This is a genomic window from Arthrobacter tumbae, from assembly GCF_016907495.1.
GTDB classification, from domain to species: Bacteria; Actinomycetota; Actinomycetes; order Actinomycetales; family Micrococcaceae; genus Arthrobacter_D; species Arthrobacter_D tumbae.
In genome coordinates this window covers 3585566-3598444 of sequence record NZ_JAFBCC010000001.1, presented here as the reverse complement: position 1 = coordinate 3598444, position 12879 = coordinate 3585566, and the positions used below count along the sequence as shown (strand labels likewise).

The 12879-nt window shown below is 64.5% G+C and carries 13 protein-coding genes; 12 read left to right on the top strand and 1 reads right to left on the bottom strand.

Features of this window, described 5'->3' with window-relative positions:
* The first annotated feature begins 27 nt into the window (after positions 1-27).
* The gene (rpe, locus tag JOD47_RS16915) at positions 28-681 is read left to right on the top strand and encodes a ribulose-phosphate 3-epimerase (RefSeq protein ID WP_204536119.1); all 654 of its coding nucleotides are present in this window, start codon (positions 28-30) and stop codon (positions 679-681) included.
* 24 nt (positions 682-705) lie between these two features.
* On the opposite strand, the gene JOD47_RS16910 is transcribed toward rpe, so the two are convergent.
* Positions 706-1383, bottom strand: a complete 678-nt coding sequence (locus JOD47_RS16910) for an acVLRF1 family peptidyl-tRNA hydrolase (protein WP_204536117.1) — start codon at positions 1381-1383, stop codon at positions 706-708.
* Between the two features lie 58 nt (positions 1384-1441).
* Between JOD47_RS16910 and JOD47_RS16905 the strand changes: the two genes are divergently transcribed.
* The 11 genes from JOD47_RS16905 to aroB all read left to right on the top strand — a co-directional run bounded on the left by JOD47_RS16905 (position 1442) and on the right by aroB (position 12867).
* Positions 1442-2884, top strand: a complete 1443-nt coding sequence (locus tag JOD47_RS16905) for a replication-associated recombination protein A (protein ID WP_307836368.1) — start codon at positions 1442-1444, stop codon at positions 2882-2884.
* Positions 2885-3114: 230 nt separating this feature from the next.
* Complete coding sequence (gene rpsD / locus JOD47_RS16900) at positions 3115-3741, top strand: 30S ribosomal protein S4 (RefSeq protein ID WP_056549410.1); 627 nt, start codon at positions 3115-3117, stop codon at positions 3739-3741.
* 151 nt (positions 3742-3892) lie between these two features.
* Positions 3893-4267, top strand: a complete 375-nt coding sequence (locus JOD47_RS16895; RefSeq protein ID WP_204536115.1) for a DUF948 domain-containing protein — start codon at positions 3893-3895, stop codon at positions 4265-4267.
* 48 nt (positions 4268-4315) lie between these two features.
* Complete coding sequence (locus JOD47_RS16890; RefSeq protein WP_204536113.1) at positions 4316-4543, top strand: hypothetical protein; 228 nt, start codon at positions 4316-4318, stop codon at positions 4541-4543.
* A 60-nt stretch (positions 4544-4603) separates the two neighbouring features.
* Positions 4604-7282, top strand: coding sequence for an alanine--tRNA ligase (gene alaS, locus JOD47_RS16885; protein ID WP_204536111.1), 2679 nt, complete (start codon positions 4604-4606; stop codon positions 7280-7282).
* A gap of 16 nt (positions 7283-7298) precedes the next feature.
* Positions 7299-7874, top strand: a complete 576-nt coding sequence (ruvX, locus tag JOD47_RS16880; protein ID WP_204536109.1) for a Holliday junction resolvase RuvX — start codon at positions 7299-7301, stop codon at positions 7872-7874.
* Entirely contained in the window at positions 7871-9094 is a 1224-nt protein-coding gene (mltG, locus tag JOD47_RS16875; RefSeq protein WP_204536107.1) for an endolytic transglycosylase MltG, read from the top strand. Before ruvX ends, mltG begins: the two co-directional genes overlap by 4 nt.
* Entirely contained in the window at positions 9095-9997 is a 903-nt protein-coding gene (locus JOD47_RS16870) for a shikimate dehydrogenase family protein (RefSeq protein WP_204536105.1), read from the top strand.
* 31 nt (positions 9998-10028) lie between these two features.
* Positions 10029-11228 (top strand): chorismate synthase, encoded by a 1200-nt coding sequence (aroC, locus tag JOD47_RS16865; RefSeq protein ID WP_204536103.1) that lies wholly within the window; start codon positions 10029-10031, stop codon positions 11226-11228.
* Complete coding sequence (locus JOD47_RS16860) at positions 11228-11779, top strand: shikimate kinase (protein WP_204536101.1); 552 nt, start codon at positions 11228-11230, stop codon at positions 11777-11779. The genes aroC and JOD47_RS16860 overlap by 1 nt, the downstream gene beginning before the upstream one ends.
* Positions 11776-12867, top strand: coding sequence for a 3-dehydroquinate synthase (gene aroB, locus JOD47_RS16855; RefSeq protein ID WP_204536099.1), 1092 nt, complete (start codon positions 11776-11778; stop codon positions 12865-12867). Before JOD47_RS16860 ends, aroB begins: the two co-directional genes overlap by 4 nt.
* Positions 12868-12879: the final 12 nt, after the last annotated feature.

The following is a 12879-nucleotide window of genomic DNA, read 5'->3' as shown; positions in this document are numbered from 1 at the left end:
GGTCCCACCCTCAAAGAAAGGTCGAGCATGCGAACCTGCTGCATTCACCCAAGCATCCTGTCGGCGGACTTCGTCAACCTGCAGTCCGAACTCGGACGTATCGCGACCGCGGACGCCGTTCACGTGGACGTCATGGACAACAGCTTTGTTCCGAACCTCACGCTCGGGCTTCCGGTAGTGAAGCGGATTCAGGCGGTGAGCCCCGTCCCGCTGGACGTGCACCTCATGATTGACGACGCCGACCGCTGGGCCCCCGAGTACGCTGCCGTCGGTGCCGCTTCAGTGACATTCCATGCCGAGGCGGCTCAGGCACCGATCCGCCTGGCACGGGAATTGCGCTCCACAGGCACACGGGCAGGTATGGCTCTGCGCCCTGCTACCGCCGTCGAGCCCTATCTGGACATGCTTGGCGAACTGGACATGCTGCTCATCATGACAGTGGAACCCGGCTTCGGGGGACAGTCCTTCCTTGATGTGACGCTGCCCAAGATCAGGCGGGCGGCAGAGGCAATCCGCGGCGCAGACCTGCCGCTCGTCATCCAGGTCGACGGAGGTATCACAGCGGAGACCATCGTCCGCGCGGCTGAGGCCGGCGCCACGGTTTTCGTTGCCGGGTCCTCGGTTTATGGTGCCGACGATCCGGCAGAAGCCATCGCCGGGCTCCGCCGGGCAGCGTCCTGACCGAGAATCGGCAGGCGGCAAGAATCAGGTCATGGGTATGCCGGTCAGGCTGATACGCAAGGACCGCGTGTTGGCGGCCGCCTGGCGGAGCACGTCCTGGCGCGGGTCGGGAACGGGCAGGAGCGGCAGGCGGGGGAGCGCACGGTAGGCGGCCAGCTTCTCGTGTGCAAGGCACTCCGAGAAGAGTGTGGCGTCTCCGCCCGGCTGCAGGCAGGACGGTCTGTCCACACCGAACAGGGCAGCCGCCCGTTCGGCTGCCGTTTCGACCAGAGCATCCGCCTGGTTGGCCCTTCGCCGGGCGAACCTCTGCTGGGACCAGCCGCCCGCAGCGGTTCGGGACTGCACATAGCGTGTACCGTTCTTCGAAGCGATAAGGGCTCCTTCCCTGGCAAGTCCAACGCCGTAGCCGCCGCGCCGTATCAGGAGCAACCCCACGGTGACTGGAACGGACGAATACCGGATCAGTGTCTCAACCGCACGCTCCGGCTCACACGGCACCGGTTCGCTGAAGACCTCATCCCTGCTGAGAACGGCCAGGGGAGCGGCGATCTCGGCTGTGCAGCCATTTGCGGCCCGCAGCGTCACAACGCCGGACACGCCGGCGGCATGTTCTGTGGAGAAGGCACCGTTGCGCTCGCCGAAGCGCTCCACCCAGCCGGCCAGCCGCTCGGGCGGGACCAGCACCGAACGTTTGTCCTGCACGTCGCGTCCTCCGGACCCTGGGCATTGAGTGTCAGAGGTTCACAGTAGCCTTGGCACTGTGAACGACCTATTCAGCCTCGACTCCGACGGGTATGACGAGCCGGCGGCCGCTCCGGGAACGGCGCGCAACCGGCCCCGCAGTCCATTGCCGGTGCGCATGCGTCCGCGAACGGTCGATGAGGTGGTCGGGCAGCAGCATCTGCTGGGCGTGGGATCACCGCTACGGACGCTGGCTGCAGGGGAGCCTGCCGCGCGTACAGGAGCTCCGACGTCCGTCATCCTCTGGGGGCCGCCGGGAACAGGAAAAACCACCCTGGCCCACGTGATTGCGCGCGGTCCGGGCCGCAAATTCGTCGAGCTGTCCGCTATTACGGCGGGCGTCAAGGACGTCCGCCGGGTGATGGATGAAGCGCTGTCCAACCGGGACCTGCACCGCATCACCACGGTTCTTTTCCTGGACGAGATCCACCGCTTCAACAAGGCGCAGCAGGATGCGCTGTTGCCGGGCGTCGAGAACGGCTGGGTGGTGCTCATCGCTGCCACTACGGAGAACCCGTCTTTCTCGGTGGTCTCCCCGCTGCTGTCCCGTTCCCTCCTGCAGACGCTGAAGCCACTCACTGAAGACGACATCAGTTCATTGCTGCAGCGCGCGGTGGAGGACCCGCGCGGCCTGGCCGGAGAAGTCGTGCTCGACGACGACGCGCTTGCTCATCTGGTGAGGCTTGCGGCCGGCGATGCCCGGCGGGGACTGACGGCACTTGAGGCCGCTGCCGGCGTCGCGCACTCCGCGCAAATGGAACCGGCGGCGGCCGAGGATGGAGACCGGAAAGAGGAAGAGGGCGACGACGGAGCCCAGCCCGGACCTGTTCGCATCACGCTCCAGCATGCCGAGAAAGCCGTAGACGTCGCTGCCTTGCGCTATGACCGCGCGGGGGACCAGCACTATGACGTGGTCAGCGCGTTCATCAAATCCCTGCGCGGGTCAGATGTGGATGCTGCGCTGCACTACCTGGCCCGCATGCTGGAATCCGGCGAAGATCCCCGCTTCGTGGCACGCAGACTGATGATCTCCGCCGCCGAGGACGTCGGGATGGCAGATCCCACTGCGCTTCAGACGGCGGTTGCAGCGGCACAGGCGGTCCAGTTGATTGGAATGCCGGAGGGCCGCATCATCCTTGCGGAAGCTGTGGTGCATATTGCCACCGCACCGAAGTCAAACGCCGCGTACAACGGAATCAATCGGGCCATTGCGGACGTACGGGCTGGGAAGGGACAGGGCATACCCGCGCACCTTCGTGATGCCCACTATCCCGGCGCACGGCAACTGGGCCACGGAAAAGGGTACGTCTATTCCCACGACGAACCTCACGGAATCGCGAGCCAGCAGTACGCGCCGGATGACCTCGTAGGCACCGACTACTACGTTCCCACTGACCGGGGTACCGAACGGACAGTCTCAGCGCGGCTGGAGAAGCTCCGCGCCATTATTCGGAACCGCTGAGCACTGCTAGGATAGTGCGTTGACTGGCAAGTCGCGGCTCATCCATGCCCGCCACCCGCAGGTCTGAATTCTTTCAGGTCACGCAGGCAGCAGCAGCGGTGAGAACCTGCGGACTGTAGTACCGGAAAGCGGCCCCTTCCGGCTCTCCGAACGTGGAGGCCAGCGACACCAAAGAGCCCATGGCGTTCGCCGTCGTGAGCTGCTTCGCCGCAAAACAGTGAAAGGTAGACGTGGCTAACAACACACGTGCCCGCCGCAAGGTCCGCATCTCGCGGGCCCTCGGCATTGCTCTGACCCCGAAGGCCGAGAAGTACCTGGAGCGTCGTCCGTACGCACCGGGTCAGCACGGCCGCTCCCGTCGTAAGCAGGACAGCGACTACGCAGTACGCCTGCGCGAAAAGCAGCGTCTGCGCGCACAGTACGGTATCCGCGAAGCGCAGATGGCCCGCGTCTTCGAAGAGGCCCGCCGTACAGCCGGCCTGACCGGTGAGAACCTGATCGAACTGCTCGAAATGCGCCTTGACGCACTTGTGCTGCGAGCCGGTTTCGCCCGCACCAGCGCCCAGGCACGCCAGCTCGTGGTTCACCGCCACATCATGGTTGACGGTGCACGCGTGGACCGTCCGTCTTTCCGCGTCAAGGAAGGTCAGCTCATCCACGTGCACAGCCGCAGCGAGACCATGGTTCCGCTGCAGGTTGCCGCAGCAGGTGCTCACCGCGATGTGCTTCCGGCAGTCCCCGCGTACCTCGACGTTCAGATTGAGAAGCTGCAGGCCCGCCTGGTTCGGCGCCCCAAGCGCTCCGAGGTCCCTGTGACCTGTGAAGAGCAGCTCGTGGTGGAATACTACGCCCGCTGATCCAACGCCGAATCCGGCGTTTCGGCAGTACAACTGAACATCAGTTACCCAAGAGCCCGCGGCGCACGCCGCGGGCTCTTGAGTAGGTAAGGTAAATGGGGAATCGCGGGCGGTCGCCCGCTCTGCGCGAAGACTAAGGAGTTGTTCACGAATGTCAGGTGGAGATATCGCCGGGCTGATTGCCGCCGGAGTTTTTGCGGTCCTGGTCGCGCTGCTTGCTATTCCGGTGTGGAAGCTCGGCAAAGTCTTTGATGAGCTTCGCCAGGCCATCCGGTCTGTGAGTGAGGGCACCACGCCGCTCATCGACGAAGTCACCAGCACCGTGTCGACAACCCACCAGCAGTTGAAGAACGTTGACGGGATCACCTCCAACGTGTCGGATGCCTCCGCCAATATCTCCGCGCTTTCGTCGCTGGTCGCAGCCACGGTGGGATCCCCGCTCATCAAGGTGGCTGCGTTCTCCTACGGGGTGCGCAGTGCGCTCGCCTCCAGACGGAAGCCGGCCTCCCGCCGTCGTAGTCGCTGACCTATTGCTCACGCACAAGACGCACGCATAACAGATGAGGAATTCTTGATGATCAAGAGGGTTTTCTGGCTCGCGGCAGGCGCCGCCATCGGTGTCGTAGCGGTACGTAAGGTATCTGCGATGAAGTCGGCTGTCGGCCCCGAGGGACTGAACCGCGCGGTCGCGCAAATGACGGACACCGTCGCCGATTTCGCCGACGTGTTCCGCCAGGGGATGCAGGAGCGCGAGACCGACCTGCGTGCTGCCCTGGGCATCGACGCCGAGCACCGTTCCTGAGCCCTGACATACTCGAAACCGCCGCTGCGCCCCGTCCGCGCGCAACACCGAAGGATCCCCATGAAGTCCCAAGAGATCGCCCGTCGCTGGCTTGACTACTTCGAACGGCAGGGGCACACGCGCGTGCCGTCGGCCTCCTTGGTGTCCAGCGACCCGTCGCTGCTGTTCACCGTCGCAGGCATGGTTCCGTTCATTCCCTACCTGACTGCACGTGAGGTACCTCCCTACAGCCGCGCGACGAGCATCCAGAAGTGCATCCGCACTGCGGACATCGAAGAAGTCGGCAAGACCGCCAGGCACGGCACGTTCTTCCAGATGTGCGGAAACTTCTCCTTCGGCGACTACTTCAAGCAGAACGCCATCCGGATGGCATGGGACCTCCTGACGAGCAGCGTGGAAGACGGCGGCTTCGGATTGGCTGCTGACCGGCTGTGGGTCACGGTGTACCAGGACGACGACGAAGCCCTCGCCATCTGGCGGGACGAAGTGGGCTTCCCGGCCGAGCGCATCCAGAAGATGGGCAAGAAGGACAACTACTGGAACACCGGCCAGCCCGGTCCCGGCGGACCCTGCTCCGAAATCTTCTACGACCGTGGACCTGAGTACGGAAGGGACGGCGGACCGGAGGCTGACGAAGACCGTTACATCGAAATCTGGAACCTCGTGTTCATGCAATACCGGCTTTCGGCTGTGCGAAGCAAGGAAGACTTTGACATCGCCGGCGAACTGCCGCAGAAGAACATCGACACAGGCCTCGGCCTGGAACGCCTGGCGATGGTGCTGCAGGGCGTGGAGAACATGTACGAGACCGACCAGGTGCGCCCTGTCCTTGACAAGGCAGCGGAACTGTCCGGCCGCGAATACACCAGCGCGGAGTCCGATGAGGATCCGCACCATCAGGACGACGTGCGGATGCGTGTCGTGGCCGACCACATCCGCTCAGCTCTCATGCTGATCACCGATGGTGTGACGCCGTCCAACGAGGGCAGGGGCTACGTCCTTCGGCGGCTGATACGCCGCGCCGTGAGAGCCATGCGCCTGCTGGGTGTCGAGAAGGCCTGCCTGCCGGACCTCCTGCCCGTCTCCCGGGACGCCATGAAGGGTGTCTACCCTGAGGTCGCACGCGATTTCGAACGCACCAGCCGGATCGCCTATGCCGAAGAGAAGGCGTTCCTGCGCACCATCGCCTCCGGGACGGCCCGCCTTGAGGAAGCCGTCCGTGAATCGAAGGGCGCCGGGCGCGACCTGTCCGGCGAAGATGCGTTCAGCCTGCACGACACCTACGGGTTCCCCATCGATCTCACCCTCGAAATGGCGGAGGAAGCCGGCGTTAAGGTCGACGCCGAGGGGTTCCGCGCACTGATGCTCGAGCAGCGCCAGCGCGCCCAGGCTGATGCCCGCGGCAAGAAGGCCGGGCACGCCGACATGACGGTTTTCAACGAGCTGCTCACTACTGGTGAGACCGTTTTCACCGGTTATGACGAGCTGACGAGTGAGGCTGTGGTGCGGGGCATCATCAGCAACGGGGCGTCAGTTCCCGCGGCGCGTCAGGGCGAGGACATCGAACTGATCCTTGACCGCACTCCGTTCTACGCCGAGGCAGGTGGGCAGGCCGCGGACGTAGGTTTGATCACCGGAAACGGCTTCACCGTCGAGGTCACCGATGTCCAGAGGCCCATCAAGGGCCTGAGCGTTCACCGTGCGCTGGTACGCGAGGGCGAAGTCACCCAGGGTGCGCCCGTGACCGCCGCCGTCGACCGTCAGCGTCGCCACGCAGGTGAGCAAGCGCACTCGGGAACGCATATCGTCCACGCCGCGCTCCACCAGATCCTCGGCCCTGACGCGCTGCAGCGCGGTTCGTTCAACAAAGCCGGTTACCTGCGGTTCGACTTCTCCTGGGGGGAGGGCATCAGCACCGCGGCCAGGTCTGAGATCGAAGAAGTCTCGAACCTCGCCATCCGCAGCAACCACACTGTCGAAACGAAGGTGATGGGCCTCGATGAAGCCAAGGCACTTGGCGCGACAGCGCTGTTCGGGGAGGCGTACGGAGACCGGGTACGTGTCGTCGAGATCGATGGTGAGTGGTCACGCGAGCTGTGCGGCGGCACCCACGTCGAATCGACGTCGCTGATCGGTACGTTGACGCTGCTCGGTGACCAGTCTGTGGGTTCCGGCAACCGCCGTGTCGAGGCACTCGTCGGCATGGACGCTTTCCGGCACGCTGCCGCCGAGCGCGCCCTTGTCACCGAGCTGTCGGAGATGCTGAAGGTACCCTCTCCGCAGTTGCCGGAACGCCTCGGCGCCACGTTGAACCGCCTCAAGGCGGCCGAGAAGGAACTTGAGCGGCTGAGGAAGGAACAGCTGTCGAACGCTGCTGCCTCTCTCGTCGCTACCGCCCAGGACAGTGCAGGCGTGCGCCTGATCACCCACGACGCCGGAGCTGTCGGCAGCGCGGATGACCTCCGCAATCTGGCGCTCGACCTTCGAGGCCGTCTCGGCCCGGGCGCCGCCGCAGTTGCTGTGGCCGGCGTGAGCAAGGACCGTCCGGTGGTTCTCGTGGTCACCAATGAGGAAGCACGGGCGGCAGGCGTCAAGGCCGGTGCACTGGTCCGTACCGCTGCGGGTATTCTCGGCGGCGGCGGCGGCGGCAAGGACGACATGGCCCAGGGCGGCGGAGCGGATCCGGCCAGAGTGGGTGCAGCGCTGGAATCCATCCGCTCCGCCGTGGTGAACCGGTAGCAGGAGTCTTTCCATCGTGTCTTCCGGAGAGTACCCGCGCGGCGTCAAGATCGGCGTGGACGTCGGCATGGTTCGCGTCGGTGTTGCGGTCAGTGACAGGGACGGTCTCATCGCCACGCCGGTCTGCACACTCAACCGGGACATCCGGAAGAACAGGGACCTCCGCCTGCTGCTCAGGAACATTGTGGAGCTGGCAGCCGTTGAAGTATTTGTCGGGTTGCCCCGCAACCTGAGCGGGACCGAATCCGCATCTACAGCCATGGCACGCAGCTACGCGGCAACCCTCGCGGACATGCTCTCCGAAGCTCGTGTCGATGTGCCGGTGCGACTGATCGACGAGCGGCTCTCCTCCGTTTCGGCCCATAGATCGCTTCGGCAGGCTGGCTTGAACAGTCGCCAACACCGTAAGGTAGTAGATCAGGTGGCAGCCGTGGAGATCCTCCAACATGCCATAGACATGCAACGCAACCTTGAGCGGGATGTGGGGGAGCCGGTCGTTCAGGATCGGCGGCGGAGTCTTGAATCGCCGTCGGTCTCATCTGAGGAGTTAGACATTTCGCAAACCCACAGTGGGAGGAAAGAGGAGCAGTGAGCCATCGTCATCCTCCTTTCCCAGCAGCCGATCACGGAGCCGAGCAGCATCCGGACGATCACTACGAGGAGCACTATCCCGTGCACCCTGAGCCGGTCGAGCAGTTCTTCGAAGCTGATCTTCCGTCCCGCCGCAACCGCCGGCCTTCCAAAGCGCGCCAGCGCCGCCGGAGGCGCAGAACGATCGTCATGCTGATCGTTGTGCTCGGATTCGTTGGAGTAGTGGTTGCCGTCGCAATGTTCCTCAGGAGCCTCCTTGGCGTAGGGGAAGTCACTGATTACGCCGGTCCGGGAACCGGGTCGGTGACTTTCACGGTCGACGCAGGCGCTGGGCCGCTGCTTGTCGGCAATGGTCTGGAGCAACAGGACATCGTTGCGAGTTCGGACGAGTTCCTCAACGCCCTTTCCTCCGTTGCGGACGGCCGTGTCATTCAGCCCGGCGACTACGAACTGAAGTACCAGATGAGTTCCGAGGAAGCGGCCAGGGCGCTGCTCGCCGACGCTGATGCGAAGGTGCACTACGCCGCCGTCGCCCGGGATCTGAGACAGAACGAGGTCTTCGACATCCTGTCTGAGTCGACAGGCATTCCGCGTGAAGAGTTCGCGGCGCTTGCGGAGGATCCGACACAGTTCGGCATTCCGGAGCAGTCCCCCAGCCTGGAGGGTTACCTCTATCCCGGCGAGTACCGTTTCGACCTTGACGTCACGGCCACCGAGGTCATTCAGGAGATGGTGGACAATACCAATGCTGCGCTTGAGGAGGCGGGGGTCACGGATCCCGCAGAGCAATACCGCATCCTCACTATTGCGAGCATTGTGCAGGCCGAGGCCGGTCAGGCGGATTACGCGCAGGTGGCCGGTGCCATCATGAACCGACTGGGACCCAATAACACGGAGACAAACGGTCTGATCCAGTCGGATGCGACCGTCACCTACGGGCTCGACCGCAAAAGCTACAACCTGACGCCCGAGGAAAAAGCGGACACTTCCAACCCGTACAACACGTACGCCAATGAGGGGCTTCCTGTCGGCCCCATCGGTTCTCCGAGCGCGGAAGCGATCGAGGCGGCGGTCAATCCTGCCGATGTGCCGTACTACTACTGGGTAACCGTCAACCTTGACTCCGGAGAAACCAAATTCTCGGAAACGCTTGCCGAACATGCACGGTATGTCGCGGAGTACCAGGCGTGGTGCGCCGACAACGTCGGAAGGTGCGAATAGGTGGTTCCCGATCACACGCCGGCCCGCTACCGGGCCGGCGTTATCGGTCATCCCATCGCACATTCAAAATCCCCCCTCCTGCACCGCGCCGCCTACGCCTTCCTGGGTTTTGACTGCAGCTACACGGCACTCGACACTTCGCCCGCTTCGCTGGAGGACAGAGTGGCGCAGGTCAGGGCAGACGCCGCCTGGCGCGGCCTGTCCGTCACCATGCCCCACAAGGCAGCCTCCCTGGCGCTCATGGACGAACTCGGTCCCAGTGTTGCGGCACTCGGAGTGATCAACACTGTTTGCGCCGGGGGAGAGGGCGAACAGCGGCGTCTGGTTGGCTATAACACCGACATCGAAGGGATTGTCCGGGCAGTTCGCCACGCCGGCGCCGGATCCCCCAAGCAGGCCGTGGTGCTTGGTGGAGGCGGCACGGCCTCCGCGGCTCTCGCTGCCCTGGCACGGATGGGTGCCGAGCGGGTTCACGTCTGCGTGAGATCACCGCAGAAGGCGGAGCCCCTGGCCGAACTCGGTCACCGGCTCGGCATTTCCGTGGAACTCAACGAGTTCGGCGCAGCCGCAGGACTATCCAGCGGCTCGTCGCTGGTGATTTCGACACTCCCGCCACACGGTGCGGATGAGCTGGCCGGCGCACTGGTTGCGGCAGCAGCCCGTGGCGAGCCCCGGCTGCGGCGGCATTTCGGGCCACGGGTGCTCCTTGACGTGGCCTACGATCCCTGGCCCAGTGACCTGGCTCAGGCCTGGTCATCGCTTGGCGGCGTCATTGTTCCCGGCCTGGAAATGCTCCTGTACCAGGCTGTGGAACAGGTAAAACTCTTCGCCGGCGACATCTTCCGCGAGGAGTCGGCTGTCATAAATGTGATGTGTGACGCGGTGGGTGCTCCCCGGCGCTAGCGGCGCCCTTGGGCCGTGGCAGGATAGTTGTATGTTGCGTTGGTTGACGGCCGGGGAATCCCACGGCCCTGCTCTTGTCGGAATTATCGAAGGAATGCCTGCTGGCGTGGAGGTCACCAGCGAGGCCATCCAGGCGGCTCTGGCTCGCCGCCGGCTCGGCTACGGGCGCGGCGCCCGGATGAAGTTCGAACAGGACGAGGTTCGGATCATCGGGGGAGTACGCCACGGATCGACCCAGGGCGGTCCGGTAGCAATCGAGGTAGGAAACACCGAATGGCCCAAGTGGGAACAGGTCATGTCCGCCGATCCGGTGGATGCCGGAATCTTGCGGGACTCCGCGCGTAACGCGCCGCTGACCAGGCCCCGGCCCGGCCACGCGGACTTCACCGGTATGCAGAAGTACGGCTTCGATGAGGCCAGGCCGGTGCTGGAACGCGCCAGCGCAAGGGAAACAGCCGCGCGCGTAGCGCTCGGCACCGTTGCAGCCGGATTCCTGTCGGCCCTCGGTATCGAGCTCGTCAGCCACACCGTCGCCGTGGCTTCTGTCGCCGTTCCGGAAGGATCCGACCTGCCTGGTCCACGCGACGTCCTTGCCCTGGATGAAGACCCGTTGCGGTGCTTTGACCGCGAAACGTCAACCGCAATGGTGGCCGAAGTCGACGCCGCCCACAAGGAGGGCGAGACCCTGGGCGGGGTCGTCGAGGTGCTCGCCTACGGTCTCCCACCTGGACTGGGAAGCTATGTCCACTGGGATCGCCGGCTCGACGCCCGCCTCGCGGGCGCACTGATGGGCATCCAGGCCATCAAGGGTGTCGAGGTGGGGGACGGCTTTGAGACCGCCCGGCGCCGCGGCTCAGCAGCGCATGATGAGATCGTCCGAGAGCAATCCGGGCGGATCGGGCGCACAACCAACCGGGCCGGCGGGATTGAGGGCGGCATGAGCATCGGCGACGTCCTGCGCGTGCGTGCAGCGATGAAACCCATCGCAACGGTTCCGCGGGCCCTCCAAACAATTGACGTGAGTACCGGCGACGCCGCCAAAGCGCACCACCAGCGCTCCGATGTGTGTGCTGTGCCTGCGGCAGGAGTGGTCGCCGAAGCCATGGTTGCCCTGGTCCTCGCAGAAGCGGTAACGGAGAAGTTCGGCGGTGATTCGGTGGGGGAGACGAAGCGCAACCTCGAGTCATATCTGGAGAACATCCCGATGCCCCTGAAATCGGTCGCGCCCTGATGCTGCCGGCGGCCCGTAAACCGCTGGTACTCATCGGACTCATGGCCACCGGGAAATCGACCGTCGGACGGCGGATCGCTTCTCGGCACGGCTGGCGGTTCGTCGATACGGACACAGCGATCGTCGACCGCCATGGCCCGATTCCCGCGATCTTTGCTGATGTCGGCGAACCGGGCTTCCGGCAACTCGAGGCCGGCATCGTGTCCGAGGTCTTTACGGCGGTGGAACCAGGCACAGTCATCTCGCTCGGGGGAGGAGCGGTCCTCAACGAAGGGACACGGCGGCTTCTTGAATCAGCTTTCGTGGTCTTCCTCGACGCCGACCTTTCCACCGTAATGCCGCGACTCGCCGGGGACACCGGCAGGCCGTTACTGGCACGCGATCCCGTCGAGACCTGGGCACGGCTCGAGCAGGAGCGCCGTCCTCTCTACGAAGCTTTGGCGGACGCGGTGGTGGACACACGGAATGCTTCTGAAGAAACAGTGGCTGACCGTCTCGACATGCACCTGCGCCACCACCTCAAGACTGAAGATAAGGACCAACGGCCATGACCGCTGAACCTACTGCCATCCGCGTCACGGGAAGTTCCGCGGCAGAGAATTACGATGTCGTCGTCGGGCACGGCCTGCTGGACCGGCTCTCTCCGCTGCTCGGCGAGCGGGTCCGACGCGTCCTGGTGGTTCACCCCCGCGCCCTGCGATCCACGGGAGACACCGTGCGGGAGCAGCTTGCCGGAGAAGGATTCACAGCGGTCACAGCGGAGATTCCTGACGCCGAAGAAGGCAAGCACATCCAGGTGGCGGCGTTTTGCTGGCAGGTGCTGGGTCAGAACGATTTCACGCGATCCGACGCCATCGTCGCCGTCGGTGGAGGAGCAGTCACCGACGTCGCCGGTTTCGTTGCCGCGACCTGGCTGCGGGGAGTCAAGGTGGTGCATCTGCCTACCACCCTGCTCGGCATGGTGGATGCCGCCGTTGGCGGCAAAACCGGGATCAACACGGCCGAGGGCAAGAACCTGGTCGGTTCCTTCCATCCTCCGGCGGGAGTGCTGGCCGATTTGGACACCCTTCAGACACTTCCGGCCAATGAACTGATCACCGGCATGGCCGAGGTTGTGAAATGCGGATTCATCGCTGACCCCCGCATACTCGAGTTGGTCGAGTCCAATCCTGAAGCGGTCAAGGATCCAACCAGCGGCGCCGTACGCGAACTCGTCGAACGTTCAATCGCCGTGAAGGCTGCTGTTGTTTCCGAGGACCTCAAGGAGTCCGGCCGGCGCGAGTTCCTGAACTACGGGCACACGCTGGCGCACGCAATTGAACTGGCGGAACGCTACTCCTGGCGGCACGGTGCCGCCGTTTCCGTAGGCCTCGTCTTCGCGGCGGAACTGTCCCGGATGGTTGGGCGGCTGGACGATGCCACTGCTGACAGACACCGCTCGATCCTGGAAACCCTTGGTCTTCCCGTCACCTACCGGCGGGACCGCTGGGCAGCGCTCCTGGACGGCATGCGACGCGACAAAAAGGCACGCGGTGATCTGCTGCGCTTCGTGGTGCTCGACGACGTCGCCCGGCCGGGGATCCTTGAGGTTCCGGACACGTCACTTCTCTTCGCCGCCTACCAGGAGATTGCGTCCTGATCCCGGTTACCG

Excerpts from the sequence above, each read along its gene's own strand:
- rpe (WP_204536119.1), top strand. The coding sequence starts at position 28 with ATGCGAACCTGCTGCATTCACCCAAGCATCCTGTCGGCGGACTTCGTC.
- JOD47_RS16895 (WP_204536115.1), top strand. The coding sequence starts at position 3,893 with ATGTCAGGTGGAGATATCGCCGGGCTGATTGCCGCCGGAGTTTTTGCG.
- JOD47_RS16890 (WP_204536113.1), top strand. The coding sequence starts at position 4,316 with ATGATCAAGAGGGTTTTCTGGCTCGCGGCAGGCGCCGCCATCGGTGTC.
- alaS (WP_204536111.1), top strand. The coding sequence starts at position 4,604 with ATGAAGTCCCAAGAGATCGCCCGTCGCTGGCTTGACTACTTCGAACGG.
- aroC (WP_204536103.1), top strand. The coding sequence starts at position 10,029 with ATGTTGCGTTGGTTGACGGCCGGGGAATCCCACGGCCCTGCTCTTGTC.
- JOD47_RS16860 (WP_204536101.1), top strand. The coding sequence starts at position 11,228 with ATGCTGCCGGCGGCCCGTAAACCGCTGGTACTCATCGGACTCATGGCC.
- aroB (WP_204536099.1), top strand. The coding sequence starts at position 11,776 with ATGACCGCTGAACCTACTGCCATCCGCGTCACGGGAAGTTCCGCGGCA.